This is a genomic window from Diaphorobacter ruginosibacter (genome assembly GCF_014395975.1).
In the GTDB taxonomy this organism is placed as follows: domain Bacteria; phylum Pseudomonadota; class Gammaproteobacteria; order Burkholderiales; family Burkholderiaceae_C; genus Diaphorobacter_A; species Diaphorobacter_A ruginosibacter.
On record NZ_CP060714.1, the window covers coordinates 2,741,150 to 2,758,528 of the forward strand.

18 protein-coding genes are annotated in these 17,379 nt (G+C 65.6%); 5 read left to right on the forward strand and 13 right to left on the reverse strand.

The features are described 5' to 3' along the window. The first annotated feature begins 11 nt into the window (after positions 1 to 11). From wecB to H9K76_RS12345, 3 genes are all read left to right on the forward strand, one after another. Complete coding sequence (wecB, locus tag H9K76_RS12335; RefSeq protein ID WP_187595731.1) at positions 12 to 1,106, forward strand: non-hydrolyzing UDP-N-acetylglucosamine 2-epimerase; 1,095 nt, start codon at positions 12 to 14, stop codon at positions 1,104 to 1,106. Further along, a complete protein-coding gene (locus H9K76_RS12340; RefSeq protein ID WP_187595732.1) occupies positions 1,106 to 2,278 on the forward strand; it encodes a glycosyltransferase family protein in 1,173 nt (390 codons plus the stop codon). Before wecB ends, H9K76_RS12340 begins: the two co-directional genes overlap by 1 nt. Before the next feature lie 168 nt (positions 2,279 to 2,446). Next, positions 2,447 to 2,740 carry a hypothetical protein gene (locus tag H9K76_RS12345; protein ID WP_187595733.1) on the forward strand — a complete coding sequence of 98 codons (294 nt, stop codon included), beginning with the start codon at positions 2,447 to 2,449 and terminating at the stop codon, positions 2,738 to 2,740. Between the two features lie 21 nt (positions 2,741 to 2,761). On the opposite strand, the gene H9K76_RS12350 is transcribed toward H9K76_RS12345, so the two are convergent. From H9K76_RS12350 to tolB, 4 genes are all read right to left on the reverse strand, one after another. Beyond that, positions 2,762 to 3,520, reverse strand: coding sequence for a tRNA threonylcarbamoyladenosine dehydratase (locus H9K76_RS12350; protein ID WP_246475526.1), 759 nt, complete (start codon positions 3,518 to 3,520; stop codon positions 2,762 to 2,764). Positions 3,521 to 3,644: 124 nt separating this feature from the next. Next, positions 3,645 to 4,427, reverse strand: coding sequence for a tol-pal system protein YbgF (ybgF, locus tag H9K76_RS12355; RefSeq protein ID WP_187600614.1), 783 nt, complete (start codon positions 4,425 to 4,427; stop codon positions 3,645 to 3,647). A gap of 2 nt (positions 4,428 to 4,429) precedes the next feature. Continuing rightward, positions 4,430 to 4,978, reverse strand: coding sequence for a peptidoglycan-associated lipoprotein Pal (gene pal, locus H9K76_RS12360; protein ID WP_187595735.1), 549 nt, complete (start codon positions 4,976 to 4,978; stop codon positions 4,430 to 4,432). A gap of 79 nt (positions 4,979 to 5,057) precedes the next feature. Next, positions 5,058 to 6,386: a Tol-Pal system beta propeller repeat protein TolB gene (gene tolB, locus H9K76_RS12365; RefSeq protein ID WP_187595736.1), complete on the reverse strand. Its 1,329-nt coding sequence runs from the start codon at positions 6,384 to 6,386 to the stop codon at positions 5,058 to 5,060. Between the two features lie 128 nt (positions 6,387 to 6,514). On the opposite strand from tolB, the gene msbA reads away from it, so the two are divergent. Next, positions 6,515 to 8,308, forward strand: a complete 1,794-nt coding sequence (msbA, locus tag H9K76_RS12370; RefSeq protein ID WP_187595737.1) for a lipid A export permease/ATP-binding protein MsbA — start codon at positions 6,515 to 6,517, stop codon at positions 8,306 to 8,308. Between the two features lie 124 nt (positions 8,309 to 8,432). On the opposite strand, the gene H9K76_RS12375 is transcribed toward msbA, so the two are convergent. From H9K76_RS12375 to mltG, 6 genes are all read right to left on the reverse strand, one after another. After that, positions 8,433 to 9,206, reverse strand: a complete 774-nt coding sequence (locus H9K76_RS12375; RefSeq protein WP_187595738.1) for an ankyrin repeat domain-containing protein — start codon at positions 9,204 to 9,206, stop codon at positions 8,433 to 8,435. Further along, positions 9,203 to 10,009: a TatD family hydrolase gene (locus tag H9K76_RS12380; RefSeq protein ID WP_187595739.1), complete on the reverse strand. Its 807-nt coding sequence runs from the start codon at positions 10,007 to 10,009 to the stop codon at positions 9,203 to 9,205. Before H9K76_RS12380 ends, H9K76_RS12375 begins: the two co-directional genes overlap by 4 nt. Positions 10,010 to 10,118: 109 nt before the next feature. Further along, complete coding sequence (locus H9K76_RS12385) at positions 10,119 to 10,478, reverse strand: PilZ domain-containing protein (protein WP_187595740.1); 360 nt, start codon at positions 10,476 to 10,478, stop codon at positions 10,119 to 10,121. A gap of 15 nt (positions 10,479 to 10,493) precedes the next feature. Continuing rightward, entirely contained in the window at positions 10,494 to 11,534 is a 1,041-nt protein-coding gene (locus H9K76_RS12390; RefSeq protein ID WP_425489576.1) for a DNA polymerase III subunit delta', read from the reverse strand. Next, the gene (tmk, locus tag H9K76_RS12395; protein WP_187595741.1) at positions 11,527 to 12,201 is read right to left on the reverse strand and encodes a dTMP kinase; all 675 of its coding nucleotides are present in this window, start codon (positions 12,199 to 12,201) and stop codon (positions 11,527 to 11,529) included. The genes H9K76_RS12390 and tmk overlap by 8 nt, the downstream gene beginning before the upstream one ends. Before the next feature lie 47 nt (positions 12,202 to 12,248). Beyond that, on the reverse strand, positions 12,249 to 13,304 hold the full coding sequence (mltG, locus tag H9K76_RS12400) for an endolytic transglycosylase MltG (RefSeq protein WP_425489577.1): 1,056 nt from the start codon (positions 13,302 to 13,304) through the stop codon (positions 12,249 to 12,251). Between the two features lie 12 nt (positions 13,305 to 13,316). Between mltG and ygfZ the strand changes: the two genes are divergently transcribed. After that, positions 13,317 to 14,237, forward strand: a complete 921-nt coding sequence (gene ygfZ / locus H9K76_RS12405) for a CAF17-like 4Fe-4S cluster assembly/insertion protein YgfZ (protein WP_187595743.1) — start codon at positions 13,317 to 13,319, stop codon at positions 14,235 to 14,237. Here ygfZ and H9K76_RS12410 read toward each other — a convergent pair. From H9K76_RS12410 to H9K76_RS12420, 3 genes are read right to left on the reverse strand one after another with little or no spacing between them, the layout of a single operon-like run. Next, entirely contained in the window at positions 14,213 to 15,475 is a 1,263-nt protein-coding gene (locus H9K76_RS12410) for a hypothetical protein (RefSeq protein WP_187595744.1), read from the reverse strand. The two genes, ygfZ and H9K76_RS12410, sit on opposite strands and share 25 nt — an antisense overlap. A 22-nt stretch (positions 15,476 to 15,497) precedes the next feature. Continuing rightward, positions 15,498 to 16,361, reverse strand: a complete 864-nt coding sequence (locus tag H9K76_RS12415; protein WP_187595745.1) for a YbgC/FadM family acyl-CoA thioesterase — start codon at positions 16,359 to 16,361, stop codon at positions 15,498 to 15,500. A gap of 57 nt (positions 16,362 to 16,418) precedes the next feature. Continuing rightward, the gene (locus tag H9K76_RS12420; RefSeq protein ID WP_187600616.1) at positions 16,419 to 17,336 is read right to left on the reverse strand and encodes an alpha/beta hydrolase; all 918 of its coding nucleotides are present in this window, start codon (positions 17,334 to 17,336) and stop codon (positions 16,419 to 16,421) included. Positions 17,337 to 17,379 lie beyond the last annotated feature (43 nt).

Sequence of the window (17,379 nt, forward strand, 5' to 3'; positions counted from 1 at the left end):
CTGGAACAGACATGAAAATTCTCTGCGTCATCGGCACCCGCCCCGAAGCCATCAAGATGGCCCCCGTGATTCTGGCGCTCCAGCAGGAGCCCTGGGCCGAGGTGCGTGTGCTTGCCACTGCCCAACACCGCCATATGCTGGATCAGGTGAACCAGTTCTTCGGCATCACGCCCGACATCGACCTGGACATCATGCGCCCCAACCAGGCGCTCACCGAGCTGACGGCGCGCCTGCTGCTCAAGCTCGATGAAGTCCTGGAGAACGAGCGGCCCGACGTGGTGCTGGTGCAGGGGGACACGACAACCGTGATGTCGGTGTCGCTCGCCTGCTTCTATCGCCGCATTCCGATCGGCCACGTGGAGGCCGGCCTGCGTACCTGGGACATCCAGAACCCGTTCCCCGAAGAGGCCAACCGGGTGATCACGGGCAAGCTCGCCCGCTGGCACTTCGCCCCGACCGAGGGCTCGCGCCAGAACCTGCTGCGCGACGGCGTCCAGGATGCCGACATCGTGGTCACGGGCAACACCGTGATCGACGCGCTGCTGACCAGCGCCTCCAAGGACCTCGAGATCGGCATCGAGCTCGACCCCGGCAAGCGCATGGTGCTGGTGACGTCGCACCGCCGCGAAAACTTCGGCGAGCCGTTCCGCAACATCTGCCGCGCTCTGCGCACGCTCGCCGAGAACAACGCCGACGTGCAGTTCCTCTACCCCGTGCACCCGAACCCCAACGTCAAGGACGTGGCCTACGAGTTCCTCGACGAGTTGCCCAATGTGGTGCTCTGCGCACCGCTCGACTATGCGCCGTTCATCGCCGCGATGAAGCGCGCCCACATCATCCTGACCGACTCCGGCGGGGTACAGGAAGAGGCACCGGCACTTGGCAAGCCGGTGCTGGTGCTGCGCAGCGAGACGGAACGGCCCGAGGCCGTGGAGCAAGGCGTGGTCAAGCTCGTGGGCTCCGACTACGATCTGATCGTGAACGAGGCACAACGCCTGCTGGATGACGAGTCGGCCTATCGCGCCATGGCGCGCGGCATCTCGCCCTATGGCGACGGCCAGGCATCCCGGCGCATCGTTGCCACGCTCCGCAGGGACTGCGCTTGATGCGTCTCGTCTATCTCTCGCCGGTGCCTTGGAACAGCTTTGCCCAAAGGCCGCACAAGTTCGTTCGCTGGTTTCACGAACGTACCGGCGAGCCCGTGCTGTGGATCGAGCCCTACCCCACGCGCTTTCCCAAGCTCCAGGACGTCAAGCGCCTGCAGGCTCCGTCCGAACAGAAGATCCTGATCGACACACCCGACTGGTTGCAGGTGGTGAAGGCCGGCGCCCTGCCGATCGAGCCGCTTCCCGGTTCGGCGGTGCTCAACCGCGTGCTGTGGAAGCCCGTCTTCAACGCATTCGATCAGTTCAGCAGGGGCGGCAAGACCTGCCTCACCGTCGGCAAGCCTTCGCTGCTTGCGCTCAGCCTGCTTCAGCGCGGTGGGCACAGCGTCTCCCTGTATGACGCCATGGACGATTTTCCTGCGTTCTACGAGGGACTCTCGCGCGTGGCATTCGCCCGGCGCGAGCGGCTCATCGCACGGCATGTCGACATGATCTGGGCGTCGAGCAGCGCCTTGCGCAATCGCTGGGCGAAGCATCATGCCAACGTCCGCCTCGTGCTCAACGGCCTCGATCTTGCGGCCATGCCAGAGCCCCCCGAGACGCGGCATGCAACGCTGCATCCAGTACAGACCGGAGCGCAGCCAACGGGGGATGAACAGGGCAAGGTTTTCGGGTATGTGGGCACGATCGCATCCTGGTTCGACTGGGACTGGGTGATCACCCTGGCCGAGAGCCGCCCGCGCGACGAAATCCGCCTCATCGGGCCCGTGTTCGAGCCGGCTGCGCGCAAGCTGCCCGACAACATCCGCCTGCTGCCGGAGCGCGAGCACGAGGCGGCGCTGGCCGCCATGCTCGACTTCGACGTGGCGCTGATCCCGTTCAAGCAGAACAAGCTCACGGGCTCGGTGGATCCCATCAAGTACTACGAATACCGTGCCCTGGCATTGCCCATCCTCTCCACGGACTTCGGCGAGATGAGCTTTCGTGCCGACGAGCCGGGTGTATTCATCACCGGCAGCCATGCCAGCACGCAGTCGCTGGCCGAGCAGGCGCTGCACTTTCACCGCGATCGCTCGCAGGCCATCGCCTTCGCCCGGGAAAACGCCTGGGAGCAGCGATTCGACTCCGCAAGGGCATTCCCCCCGTTTCCCCAGGTGCCCGTCAGCAGTTGAGGTGGCTGAGACAGCTGACACCCGCCGACAAGGCAAAGCCTCACAGAAGGTGGCGCGCGCAGCCTACAGCGCGGCTGGCAAATCGATGCATACGATGCCTGCGATACCGTAGAGCCACTGTCATGACCGTGCACGGTGGCTGCTGCCCGACACCATCCCGAGGAGTGCATGATGAATCCGCCCGACAATTCCACGCTGGAGTTCTCCACGCGCCTCGCGCTGCATGAGGCCGTTCTGGCGCAGCTTGTGGCGCTGGTCATGCGTGCGCAGGGCGACCCGGAAGGACAGCTCGCCTCGTTCGAGCAGGCACTGGTGGAATCCATGGGCACCATCGGCCGCTCGGACAAACAGGACTTCTCCCTCGACCAGGCCGTCTGGATGCGTGAGCAGCACGCATATGGCAGGCAGCTTGCGAGCGAGTTCGCGGCCATGGTGGCAGCCTACATGCCCCACAAGGGCTGAATCGCTCCTCCCGGAGCCTTCTTACTTGCCCGCCAATTTGTCGAGCACCACTCCGGCGGCGCACATGCCAAAGGTGGATGTCACGGTCACCACCGAGCCATAGCCGTGGCAATTGAGCGAGCCGTCCCCTTCGTTGCCCATGCTGCATGAGGCATGTGGCGCCGCGACCGGCTCCTTGCTGAAGACACAGAGCGTGCCGATGCGCCTGCCCTCCTTGGGGGCTCCATGGAATTTACGCAGACGGTAGCGCAGTTGCGCAAGCAAGGGATCGTGCGTGGTCTGCGAGAGGTCCGCCACGTCGACCAGATGCGCATGGCGCTTGCCGCCCGCGGCACCGATGCTGACGAACAGCGTCCGGGTCCGGAGCGCCCAGGCGGCCATGGCGGTCTTGGCGCGGATCTGGTCGCATGCGTCGATCAGCGCATCGACCCTGTGCGGCAGCAACGCGGGCCAGTTGTCCTCATCGACGAACTCGTCCACGCAGTGCACACGGCAATAGGGATTGATGTGCGCGATACGCTCGCGCATGGCCTCGATCTTGGCCTGCCCGACGGTGTCGTCGAGCGCATGGATCTGGCGATTGATGTTGGACTCGGCCACATGGTCGAGATCGATCAGGGTAATGGCGGCCACGCCGCTTCGCGCAAGCGCTTCGGCCGTCCATGAACCCACGCCGCCGATGCCGACCACGGCGACATGCGCGCCGCGGATGCGGGCAGCACCTTCCACGCCATAGAGCCGGGCGAGCCCGCCAAAGCGGCGCTCGAGATCTGCCTGCATCTGCGCAGAATCGACCACCACCGCGGGCGCAGCTCCCCCGCCCTGCTCTTCACTACCTGAATCCATCACCGCCATGCAGCTTCCGACATCACGAACAAAACCGGAATTATGCGCGTGGACGGAATCACTTCATGCGGGACAGGCGTTCCCGCGCTGCTCCCGCAGCCTCGGACTGCGGATACACGCGGATCAGGTCTTCCAGCGTCTTGCGCGCCGCGCGCGTGTCCTTCAGCTCCACCTGGCAGTTGGCGATGGCCAGGGCCGCCTCGGGAGCGCGCGCATTGTCGGGCGCGTTGGTCAGAAGGGACTTGAAGTTGCCGATGGCGTTCGTGTAGTCCCGGGTCGCGTACTGCGCGTTGCCCAGCCAGAAACGTGCCGACGGGATGTAGCCGCTTTGCGGGTACTGGCGCATGAATGCGGCAAAGGCCTGCCCCGCCTCCGGGAACTTGCCGGTGCGGAACACGGCCAGTGCCGCTTCGAAGTCGCGCTTCTCGGCGGGATCGGCCTTGAACTCCTTGCCATCCACGTTCACAGTGAGCGGCTCGAACTGGCGCAGGCGCTCGTCCGTGGCCTTGGCCACGTCCTTCATGCGCTGCTGCAGGTCGGTCACATCCTTCTGAAGCTGCTCGTTCTGACCACGCAGGCGGGCCTGCTCGCTCTGCAGCGACTGGATCTGCGACTGCAGGTCGAGCAGGCTGCGGCGCATCTGCGCCACATCGTCTCCCGAGCGCTCGCCGGCACGCTGGTTGGCCTGCTGCATGGCGTCCACGCGCTGCCGCATCTCCAGGATCGCGCGCCGGGCTTCATCGTCTTCGAACAGGGCTGCATGCGCCGTGGCGCCCACCAGCGTGCTCGCGGCGAGCACGGCCGCAACCCAGGGTTGTCGAGGAGAGAACGTGCGCTTCATCATCAACGGTAGGAGAACTCGACGCGGCGGTTCTGAGCGTAGGCGTCTTCGGAATTACCCGTCGCAGCCGGCTTTTCCTTGCCGAAGCTCACGGCTTCCATCTGCGAATCCGGCACGCCCAGCAGGGCCAGCGAACGGCGCACGGCTTCCGAGCGCTTCTGGCCCAGTGCCAGGTTGTATTCGGAGCCACCGCGCTGGTCGGTATTGCCTTCCAGGTTCACCTTCTTGCCATTGTTGGCCTTCAGGAAGCGTGCGTGGCCTTCCAGGACCGATTGGTACTCCGGCTTGACGGTGTAGCTGTCGAAGTCGAAGTACACGACATGCGCCACGCCCACCGGGCCCTGGCCGGGACGGGAATTCTGGCTCATGTCGGCAGGAGTCACGGTGCTCTGGCCCGTGCCGCTGCCGGAGTTGCTGCCCTGGCCCGTGGTGGAGGTCGCGCCCTTGTCATCGACAGGAACGTCGTCCAGCTTCACGCCGGAGCTGCAGCCAGCCACCAGGGCCGTGACGGTCAGTGCAAGAGCTGCACGCTTGAAATCAAAACGAATCATGGAGTTCTCCTAGGGAACCAGTGCTATGAATGAAAGGAAAAAAGAAAAGTGCTCGGGAAAATCGGGAAACTCTCTGTGCTTACTTCTGATAGGGGCCCCATGAGGGTTCCCTGATGTCTCCACCTTGGCCCGCGAGACGGGCCTTGATCTTTCCGTCCAGCGTGGTCGTCATCAGCGCCTCGCGGCCGCCTTGCTGCGTTGCATAGACGAGCAGCTTGCTGTTGGGCGCAAAGCTCGGGCTTTCGTCGGCAGCCGTGTCGGTGATCGCCGTTGCACCGCCCGATTTGAGATTCATCACGTGCAATTTAAATGCACCGCCCACGCGCGAGATGTAGGCCAGCCACTCGCCATCGGGGCTGATGGCGGGCGAGATGTTGTAGGTTCCGCTGAAAGTGACGCGCTCGGCGCTGCCGCCGCCCGCGCTCACGCGATAGATCTGTGGCGCGCCGCCACGATCGCTCACAAAATAGATGCTGCGGCCATCGCTCGAATAGGCCGGCTCGGTGTCGATGCCGCTGCTCTGCATCAGGCGACGAGGCTCGCCACCGTTGACGGCATCGATCGTGTAGAGCTGCGAGCCGCCATCGCGGCTCAGCGTGACCGCGAGCGTGCGACCGTCGGGCGACCATGCCGGGGCGCTGTTCGAGCCCCTGAAATTGGCGATCAGGCGACGCTTGCCGCTGCTCACATCCTGCACATAGACCACGGGCTTGCGCGACTCGAACGACACATAGGCCACCTGGCCGCCGCTCGGCGACCACGCGGGCGAGATGATGGGCTCGGAGCTTGCGAAGGCCAGCTGGGCATTCTCGCCATCCGCGTCGGCCACCCACAGCGTATAGCGGCCGCCGTTCTTCGTGACATACGACAGGCGCGTGGAGAAGACACCGCGCTCATTGAAGATCTTCTCGTAGATGAAGTCCGATATGCGGTGGGACACGAGGCGCAGGTCGGCCTGGGTGACGACGAAGCTCTGTCCGCCGAAATCCTTGCCGTTCACCACGTCCCACAGGCGGAAGCGGATGTCATAGCGGCCGTCGGCCAGTCGTGTGACGCTGCCGGAGGAGAGATACTCCGCCGTGCGCTGGCGCCACATGGCCAGGTCGGGGCGCGAGGATTCGTCCAGCGCCACGCCGGAAGCGTCCACGGACGCCACACGGCCGCTGCGCTCCAGATCGGCGGAGACGATCGAGGAAATCTTTTGAGGAGACTGCGCTTCCCCCTTGAAGGGTGCGATCGCGACAGGAATCTGCCTTTGATCCACGCCCTTGATTTCCACGGTGAATTCCGCAAAAGCGGGAACTGCGGAGAGGGAAGCGATGGCGGCCACTGCCTGGCGCCTCGGGATGCCAGCCACAGGGGCGGGCGATGGGATATTGAATTTTGGAAGGATTCGGTCAGATGTCATTGTGAACCAACGAAAAACCGTAGACGTGCCGGGTAACAGAGCTTCGCATGTTACACATGGCCTAGCAAGCCATGTGACAAACTGTGCTGAAATCTGAATACAACGCTGAGCCGTAGAATCCGCCCTCAATGCAATCCTCGAATCATAGCGCTGCGCAAACAAGTTTGCCTGGCTCCACACAATCTCTGTCGCTGCTGGCACGTCTCAGGCGGCTATTGCCCTACTTTGGAAACCAGCGTCTGGGCTGGGCGATCGCTGTCATTGCGACCCTCGTGGGCGCGGCGACAGAGCCCCTCATGCCCGCGTTGCTGAAACCACTTCTGGACAAGGGGTTCACTGAGGGATCCCTCAGCCTCTGGATGGTTCCCGTATCCCTCATCGGTCTTTTCTTCGTGCGCGGCATGGCGCAGTTCTGCGGCGCCTACGCTCTGGCGCGCATTGCCAACGAGGGCATGCTCAAGCTGCGCACCGCCCTCTTCGACCGCCTGCTGGTGGCGGACATGAGCCTCTACTCGCGTCAATCCGCGAGCGCGTTGTCCAATACCGTGGTGTACGAGGTGCAGACCGGCTTTACCGCGCTGGTGCAGGCCCTGATGGGCATATCGCGCGACGGATTCACCGCCATCGCCCTCTTGGGCTACTTGATTTACCTTAATTGGCAATTGACCTTGATCATTGCCGTGATGGGCCCGGGCGTGTCCTGGATCATGAAAACCCTGTCCCGCAGGCTCTACAAGCTGACCAAAAGCAGCCAGAAAGCCACCGATGACCTGGCCTACGTCGTGGAGGAAAACGTGCTGGCCCACCGCATGGTGCGTCTGCATGGCGCCGAAGCCGACCAGACCGGCCGCTTCACGGTGCTGAGCCGCAACCTGCGCACGCTGGCCATCAAGTCCACCATCGCCTCCGCCGCCATGACCCCCCTCACGCAGCTGCTGGCCTCCGTAGCACTCTCCGCGGTGCTCTGCATTGCGCTCTGGCAGAGCCACGGCAACATCTCGACCACCGATGTGACCGTGGGCGGCTTCGCCTCGTTCATCGCCGCGATGCTGATGCTGATTGCGCCCATCCGCCGCCTGGCCGACGTGGCCAACCCCATCACGCGCGGCGTGGCAGCCCTCGAGCGCGGCCTGATGCTGCTGAACGACGCCAAGGCGGAAGATGGCGGCACCTACCGCAAGGACCGTGCGGAAGGCAGCATTTCGCTGCGCGATGTGACCGTGGCCTTCGACACCGACCTGATGCCCGCGATCAACAAGCTGTCGCTGGACATCCGGGCGGGCGAGGTGGTCGCGCTGGTCGGCCCCTCGGGGGCCGGCAAGACCACGTTGGTGAACCTGCTTCCCCGCTTCATCACGCCCAATGCAGGCCAGGTGAGCCTCGACGGCGTGCCGGTCGAGCAATGGGACCTGCGCGCGCTGCGCACCCAGTTCGCCATGGTGAGCCAGGACGTGGTGATGTTCAATGACAGCATTGCCGTGAACGTCGCGCTTGGCTCCGCCGTGGACGAGGCCCGGGTGCTGGAATGCCTGAAGGCCGCCAACCTGGCCGACCATGTGGCCGGCCTGCCCCAGGGCATCCACACGGTGGTCGGCCACAATGCCACGCAGCTTTCGGGCGGCCAGCGCCAGCGCCTGGCCATTGCTCGCGCGCTCTACAAGAACGCCCCGATCCTGATCCTTGACGAGGCCACCTCGGCGCTCGACACCGAGTCGGAGCGTCTGGTGCAGGAGGCCCTGCAGCGCCTGATGACCGGCCGCACGACGCTCGTGATCGCACACCGGCTGTCCACCATCGAGCACGCAGACCGCGTGGTCGTGATGGAGCGTGGCCGCATCGCCGAGCAAGGCACGCATGCCGAACTGATGGCCATGGGCGGCCTGTATGCACGCCTGCAGGCGCACCCCTCGCTGGATAGCTGAGACCTCACCAGAGAATCTCGGAAGCAAAGAAAAAGCCGGCGATGCAGAAGCACCGACCGGCTTTTTTGTTGCCCTCGGTTACGTCCCGCTGCAATTTAACCAGCGGTACGTATTCTTCCAGCGCTCACCAGGTTCCCTTGGGGACGGGGGCTGCGGCAGGTGCCGGGGTGGGCGCCTGGGCAGGCAGCACGCCGCCCGAGCCGGCTGCCGGCCGGGGCCTGCGGTTCTTGAGCGCATTGGCCACCAGTTCGGCCATGTCGTTGCGGTCAGCCTTTTTCGCGAAGTCGACGGCCGTCATGCCCTTGTCGTTGCGCAGCGCCGGATCGGCGCCCTCCTCGATCAGCAGGCGCGATGCCTCCGCCGTGCCATAGCTCACCGCCATCATGAGCGGCGTGGTGCCGTTCGGCGATGCGGCATCGATGTAGGCATAGTGCTCAAGCAGCAGCTGGATCATGGGCACCGCCTGGTCGGTGGTGCACGAGGCCGCGTAGTGCAGCGGCGTCCAGCCGGTCTTGTTGACATCCGCATCACGCGCGATCAGGGCCTTGGCCACATCCACCTTGCCCTGGATGGCGGCGATCATCAGCGGACTTTCGTCCTTCTTGTTGCGCAGTTCCACATTCGTGCCCTTGGCCTGCAGGATGGCATCGAAGGCACGCAGCGACCCCTTTTGCAGCGCGAAGACGAGAGGCGGCTCTCCGCCTGCATTGCGCGTGTTGGGATCGAAGCCGCGCTTGAGCAGCGTCTGGATGGCGGACGGATTGTCCCGAATGATGGCCGTAAAGAAATCGTCGAACGACCCGGCACGCGACATTGCGGGCACGGCAGTGAAGCCCAGCGCGGCCAGCGCCGTGAGCACCTGGCGGCGGCTTGCGGAAGAAGAAGTGACCTGGTTCATTGTTCGGTCCTCAGGAAAAGATCGTCGAAATTCTTGCTCGTGGCCTCCGCGACGGCCTCGACGGACACACCCTTCACCGTGGCCAGCTGCTGCGCCACATAGGGCACATAGGACGGGTTGTTGGTCTTGCCACGATAGGGAACGGGGGCGAGATACGGGCTATCGGTCTCGATCAGCAGGCGATCCATCGGCACGAAGGCCGCCACGTCGCGCAGGTCCTGCGCGTTCTTGAAGGTCAGGATGCCCGAGAACGAAATGTAGTAGCCCAGGTCGAGCGCTGCACGCGCGACTTCTGCGGTCTCGGTGAAACAGTGGAAGACGCCGCCCGCCCGGTTGCCCGCACCATCCTCGCCCTCCTCGCGCAGGATGCGGAGCGTATCGACGGAAGCACTGCGGGTGTGGATCACCAGCGGCTTGGTGCAGGCGCGCGCGGCGCGGATGTGCGTGCGAAAGCGCTCGCGCTGCCACTCCAGGTCGGCCACCGTGCGTCCTCCCTTGCGGTCTTCCATGCCGTAGTAGTCCAGGCCCGTCTCGCCGATCGCGATCACCCGCGGCAGCGCGGCGCGCGCAAGCAGGTCCTCGACACTGGGCTCGGTCAGCCCCTCGGTGTCGGGATGCACGCCGACGGTGGCCCAGAAATTGTCATAGCTGGTGGCCAGGCCGTGTACGCCCTCGAACTCCTCCATGGTGGTGCAGATGCATAGCGCGCGATCCACCTTGGCCTCGGCCATGGCTTCGCGGATCGGAATCAACTTCTCGACAAGTTCGGGAAAGTTGAGATGACAGTGTGAATCGGTGAACATGATGAATCTGGACAATGAAGCGACCCAGCGACAAAAAAGCCGGCGCTTGCGGTGCCGGCTCGTGAGGGCTGCCGTCGGCGCCCTGTGTGAACAATGCTCAAACCAATGATCAAATGGTCTGGGTAGGCCGATCGGCACCGAGGCTGGCCCCCAGGACCTCCTCGATCCGTGCGCGCAGCGCGCGGGATTTGTCGTCTTTGGGGAACTGGATGCCGATGCCCTGCGTACGGTTGCCGGATGCACGCGCGGGAGTAACCCAGGCCACTTTACCCGCAACCGGATAACGCTGTGTATCGTCGGGCAAAGTCAGCAGCACGTAGACATCATCGCCCAAGCGGTAATCCTTGGCGGTGGGAACAAACACCCCGCCATCCTCGAAGAACGGGATGAAGGCAGCGTAGAGCGCGGCCTTTTCCTTGATGGCCAGCTGCATCACGCTGGGACGGGCGACGGTGGAAGGTGTGCTCATGTCGGGCTCGGAGGGTCAATGCCTCGAGTTTAGGGCGTTTTTCGCCTGGGCGACAAGTGCCTCGAGCATCAGGCCGCCGTTGAACGGATGGTCCGCCGTGCGCGCCTGCTGCGAAAGCGCCTTGGCCCAGCGCGTGAGCTGGATCATCGCAGGCGCGCGAGGCAGGTCGCCGGGTGAAAAATAGCGCGGCTCGGCGCCCGCCTGCACCGACAGCAGGTCGTGGCAGAGCTTCTGAAGCGCCTCGATGGCCTGCGGGGGAGAGAGATCCGACAGCGCCGACACGTCTCCGCGCGCCACCGCCTTCGGAAGCAGCGCCCACGCCTGCGGGCTGCGGCCCGACCGCGCCAGGGCAAGTGCATCCTCGGGGCGTCCGCCGCTTGCGCGCAGCAGCGCCGCAGCCGTGTCGCCCGCAATGCCCTGCCCCCGCAACCATTCCAGCATCTGCGCCTGCGTCGGCCATTGCATGGTGTGGCCCATGCAGCGGCTGCGGATCGTGGGCAGGAGCTCGTGCGCGGCCTCGGTGGCCAGAACGAATCGCACATCGCCCGGCGGCTCCTCCAGTGTCTTGAGAAGCGCGTTCGCCGTGACGTGGTTCATCTGCTCTGCCGGATACACCAGCACCGCCTTGCCCCGCCCGCGCGCAGAGGTCCGCTGGGAGAACTCCACCGCATCGCGCATGGCCTCCACGCGGATCTCCCGGCTCGGCTTGCGCTTCTTGTCGTCGATCTCGCTCTGCGCCTTCTCGGGCAGAGGCCAGCCAAGTTCGATCATCTGCGTCTCTGGCATCAGCACGCACAGATCGGCATGTACGTGCACGTCGATGCCGTGGCAGCTCTGGCATTGGCCGCAGGCGCCATGCGGCGTGGGCGCATCGCACAGCCAGGCGCGCACCAGTTCCATCGACAGGCTGAACTGCCCCATGCCCGAGGGCCCCTGCAGCAGCCAGGCATGGCCACGCTGCGCGAGCAAGGCATCGCGCTGGGCGGCGATCCACGGGGCGGCGGCCTTTGCCGCCGAGGCGCTTTCGCTCATGGCCTCGTTCATGGCTTCACTCATGGGTATGGGCTCCCGCAAGGTCAGCGCCCAGCAGGCCGCGCGTGCGCATGGCCTCCATGACCTGTGCGGCCACCGCCTCCCGGTCACGCGACGAGTCGATGCGTGCAAAACGCTCGGGATCTGCCACCGCGCGATCCGCATAGCCCTGGGCCACGCGCTCGAAGAACGCCTCGGGCTGGGCCTCGAAGCGATCGGGCGTGCGCGCTGCGGCAAGGCGCTGCGCGGCCACCCGGGGCGGAACGTCGAACCAGATCGTCACGTCGGGATTGCGCAGCCGCTGCGGGTCTTCGGCAAGACCCGTCTGCACCAGTTGCTCCAGGTACGACAGCACCTGCCGGTCAAAACCTCGGCCCGCCCCCTGGTACGCGAAGGTGGCGTCGGTGAAACGGTCGCACAGCACCACCTCGCCGCGCGCAAGCGCCGGCTCGATCACGCAGCGCAGGTGGTCGCGCCGCCCGGCGAACGCGAGCAGCGCCTCGGTCAGTGCATCCATGCCGTCATGCAGCAGCATCTCGCGCAGTTTCTCGGCAAGCGGTGTCCCGCCGGGCTCGCGCGTGAGCGTCACCACGCGGCCTGTGTCGCGGAAGGCCTGCGCCAATGCAGCGATGTGGGAAGATTTCCCCGCGCCATCGATGCCCTCAAATGAGATGAACAGGCCCTGGGTCATTGCTTGCTTTTCTTCACTTCGTCATTCATTCCATCAAGCCCTGCGGCTCATTCCTCTTCGCCCTTTGCCGGGCGTTGCCCGCGCTGGTAGCGGTTCACGGCACGGTTGTGCTCGTCCAGCGATGTGCTGAAGTGGCTGGAGCCATCGCCCTTGGCCACGAAGTACAGCGCCTTCGTGCGCGCCGGCTGCACGGCCGCCAGCAACGCTGCCTTGCCCGGCAGCGAGATCGGGGTCGGTGGCAACCCTGCACGCGTATAGGTGTTCCAGGGGGTGTCGGCCTGCAGGTCGCGCTTGCGCAGATTGCCGTCGAACCGCTCCCCCATGCCGTAGATCACCGTCGGGTCCGTCTGCAGCAGCATGCCGATGCGCAGGCGGTTGGCGAACACGCCCGCGATCTCCGCGCGATCCTGCGCGCTGCCGGTTTCCTTCTCGACGATGCTCGCCAGAATCAGTGCCTCGCCGGCCGACTTGAGCGGCGTATCGGACTCGCGCTGCGACCAGGCGGCCTCGAGTCGGCGGTCCATGGCGTGCAATGCGCGGTTCAGCACCGCGAGGTCGCTGCTGCCCTTGGCATAAGTGTAGGTATCCGGGAAGAAGCGCCCCTCCGCCGGGACGCCCTCGCGGCCGAGCGCCTTCATCAGCTCCTCGTTCGACATCGCCGCCGTGTCCGGCCTCAGCGCATCGGCCTTGGCCAGTGCAGCGCGCATCTGCCTGAAGGTCCAGCCCTCCACCACGGTGACCGCGCGCAGGCTCGATTCGCCGCGCGCCAGCTTTTGCAGTAGTTGATACGGCGTCGTGCCGGCCGGAATCTCGTAGTTGCCCGCCTTGATCTGACGATCCTGGCCAGACAGACGGAACCAGTAGTACAGCAGGCGGGCATCCGTCTGCACGCCCGCCTTCACGGCGGCGGCGGCGACCCCGCGCGGGGTCGTCCCGGGCTCGATCTCAAGCTCCAGCGGTTCCCCGCCGGTTCCACTCGCACGCAGCGGCAGCGGCGCGTGCAGCCACCAATACGCCGCACCCGCTGCGGCAAGTGCCACAAGCACCAGGAAAATAATGAATCGACGCACAACCCTACCAAGCGTGTGAATGGAACAGAGCATCATAATTCACCCATGAACCACACTGCGTCAGTGCCTTTCGACGGCGTTACACCTCCCTTGCAACATCTTGGCGTGATCCGCGTGAAGGGCGAGGACGCCGCCAGCTTCATCCATGGTCAGCTGACCCAGGATTTCGCGCTGCAGAAACCCGGAGAAGCCCGTCTGGCGGCATTCCTGAATGCCAAGGGCCGCATGCAGGCCAGCTTCATCGGTGTCAAGCGCGCGGCAGACGAAATTCTGCTGATCTGCTCGCGCGACCTGCTCGCCCAGACGCTGCGCCGCCTGTCCATGTTCGTGCTGCGCGCCAAGGCCAAGCTGGCCGATGCCACGGCTGAGTTCGTGATCCGCGGTCTTGCGGGCTCGGCAGTGCCTACGGGTGCGGCCCCCTGGTCGGTCACGGCCGACGCCGAGGCCAGCATCGTCCAGTTGTACCCCGCCGACGGCCAGCCGCGGGCGCTGTGGATCGCCCCCGCGGAGACGCCTTCGCCGCAGGGCGCGCCCCTGGCCGAAGCTGCATGGCAGTTGAGCGAGGTGCGAAGCGGCGTGGCCACGCTCACACAGCCGCTCTTCGAAGCCTTCGTACCGCAGATGGTGAACTACGAGTCGGTCGGCGGCGTGAATTTCAAGAAGGGCTGCTATCCAGGCCAGGAGATCGTTGCCCGCAGCCAGTTCCGGGGAACGCTCAAGCGCCGCACCTATCTGGCGCATGTGGACGCGGACAGCCTTGCAGCGGGCACGGATGTGTTCAGGGCAGACGACGCCGAGCAACCCGCAGGCACCGTCGTGCAGGCCGCGCCATCGCCCGCCGGCGGCGTGGAAGCACTGGTCTCGCTGCAGATCGCCTCGGCCGACGAGGCGCTGCACGCCGGCTCGGCCACCGGTCCCCGGCTGCATCTGCAGGCGCTGCCCTACACCTTGCTCGAAGACATCTGAGCCCCTCCGGGGGTGGTGGACACCTGGTTGACAGGCTGGTGCCGGGCTGTCTCGCCCCAGCGCCAGTCCACATCCGGGAAATGCTCGTTGGACGCCGTCGCGATGATGTCCAGCTCCGGGATGCCATCAGCGGCGAACCGGATGCCCAGCCCGTATTTCACCTGGCTGCGCTGCCCCGAAAGCCAGAACAGCTTGCGCTGCCAGCTTCCCGGGCGGGGCGGCTTCTTGTTGGTGCGCTCCAGTTCCGACTGGATGCGCTCGAGCCCCCGGGCCATGCGCCAGGGAGCGAGCTGCCGCAGCGCGTGGGCCAGTTCGTCAGGCCATGAGGCAGGCATGCGCAGGAAGCGCTCGAAAGGCAACCCTGCGGCCAGCAGGCGGACCCGATCGGACACGCGCACACCCAATAGATCGCAGGCCTGCCCCACCCTGCCTTCACGAATGAGCATGCCCGCCTCCAGCGCCTTTCCGCCCAGGACCGGCGGGTCCGCATCGCCCGCCCACTGCCAGGGAGCTTGCGTCCAGTCGAATCGATGGTTGTGCAGAAACTCGTTCGAGAGCCGCACCCGCCACAGCGGCATGTCGCGCTGAGCGCCTGACACCAGCAGCAGGCAGGGCTGGCGCTTGCGTGTGGGCGGCCCGTAGGCCGCCAGGACGGCCACGCTGCGTGCAACGGGCCTGCCTTTCTCATCGAGTGGCCAGGATGCGCTGACACGAGCAGCAGCAATGCGCGCCAGATCGGCCCGCCAGCGGGCCAATTCCTGCGTGGCATCGGGCAATGCCTCCAGCAGCGCGGGTGACACGTCGACCTCGATGGCGGGCTCCCTGCCCCTGTCCGTGCTCGTGGTCACGGCGGTGCGTTTCCGGGCGGGCGATGCGTGCCCCTGTCCAGGTGCAACCGTCAGTTGCGCAGGAACCGGAGGCAGGGGAGAAAGCCAGTCGTCCACGACCTGTCCAAAGCGCTCCGCCGAGCAGGTCACCTCGAAATGCATCCGCTTGCCCTGGGCATCACTGATGCTCATCCAGCCGTGCATGCGTTCGTGGGGCCGCATCTCCACACCCGGCTCCCAGCGCCGTGCGCTCAGGCCACCGGGTTTCAGGTCATGCACGAAGACATCGATCTTCAGCACCCCCGCACCTGGCACCTCGATGCGTGCCGTTGCATCCTCCTCGCACAGGATGTGGCAATCCGGAAATCGCTCGGCCAGCACGGCCTGCCAGGCATCCAGCAGTTGATTCATGGAGGGCTCCCGTGCCTGCACGCTATGCCTGCAGGCGCTTCTGCATGGTGATGTGCGCGATGCCTGCTTCCTCATAGGGCTCGCCCACCACCTCGAAATCCGCACGCCGGTAGAAGCCTTCGGCGCTGCATTGCGCATGCAGCGTCACCCGGGCGTCGCCACGCGTGCGCGACGCATCGACCAGGGCATCCAGGATCGCCCTGCCCCAGCGCTGCCCGCGCAGCACGCGCGCCACCGCCATGCGGCCGATGCGCGCCTCCGCCGGGGCATCCTGCAGCAGCCGGCCCGTGGCCACCGGCATGCCCAGAAGATTGAAGGCGACCGCATGCATGGCCGTGGCATCGAACGCATCGAGTTCGATCTCAGGGGAAATGCCCTGCTCCTCGATGAACACCGCCTTGCGCACCTCGCTCGCGTCCTTGCCAAGCGTTGCCCAATCCGCGACCTTCAGCGTGACCACCTCGTCGCCCGCCTCGAAATGCGCGATGGCATCCCGCAGCAACTGCGGCACGGGGCGGGAACTCTGGCTCGCCGGATCGGCGAACACGTAGATCAGCTCGACGCTCACCAGCAGCCGGTCGCCCGCAAAGATGCCGCACTCGAACGCCAGCGAGGACGTGCCGACCCGCGCGCAGCGCATGCCGACGTCCAGCAGGTCGTCGAGGTGCGCCGAGGCGTGGTACTCCACCGTGGCCTTCTTCAGGTAGATATCGCCCCCCAGGCTGCGCATGGCGGCCTCATAGGGCATCGCCAGCGCACGCCAGTACTCAGTCATGCCCACGTCCGCATAGGTCAGGTAATGCGCGTTGAAGACAATCTTCTGGATGTCCACCTCGGCCCAGCGCACGCGCAGTCGGGCGGTGCAACGGAAGTCCTGTCGTTTCATTTTCTGCTCTGGATTCGCTGTTTGTTGGGAAATGATGATGGGGGTCGAGATGCCTCGTCAGGACTCGAACGCCTCGCGCAATGCGCGCGCCGCGTCGGCATGCGCCTGGCGGGCTTCCGGCAGCGCGCGGCCCATCTTGATGAATTCATGGGTCACGCCGCGATAGATCTCCAGATCCACCGGCACACCCGACAGGCGCAGCTTGTCGGCATAGGCGATGCCTTCGTCGACCAGGGGGTCGAGCTCCGCCAGGCCGATCCACGCGGGCGCCACATCGTCCACGTCCGGCGCGAGCAGCGGCGCGAACCGCCAGTCCTCGCGATCCGCGCGGCGAGGAATGTAGTTGTCGAAATACCAGCTCACGGCCTCCGCTTCGAGCACCAGTCCGTGCGCAAAGGTCTTGTGCGACTCCGTGTCCTGGTGCGCCGTGGTGCCCGGATAGAACAGCATCTGGAGCCTGAGCGCGATACCCGCGTCGCGCGCCTGGATCGCGTTCACCGCCGCAAGCGTCCCCCCTGCGCTGTCACCGCCCACGGCAAGCCGCGAACCGTCAGCCCCCATGTCGGCGGCATGGCCCGCAAGCCACTGCAATGCATCCCATGCATCGTTGGTCGCCACGGGAAACTGGTGTTCGGGAGACAGCCGGTAGTCGATCGACACCACCATGCAGCCGGCGAGCCGTGCGATTTCGCGGCACAGCGTATCGTGCGTGCTGATGCTTCCGATGGTGAAGCCGCCGCCATGCGTATAGAGCAGCAGCGGCAGGCCGCTCTCCAGGGTCGGCGCATAGAGGCGCGCGGGAATGGCAAAGCCGTCGCGCACGGGGATCGTGAAATCCTCCACGCGCGGCAGCCCGGCCTTGGGCACCTCGAGCACGCCCGACCCCATTTCATAGAAGGCGCGGGCCTCTGCCGGAGGCAGCATATGCATGGGCGCATGCCTTGCACGCGCCATGCGCTCGATCACGTTGCGCATCTGGGGCGTGAGCTGCACGCCCGGGGGAAGTGCGGGAGATTCG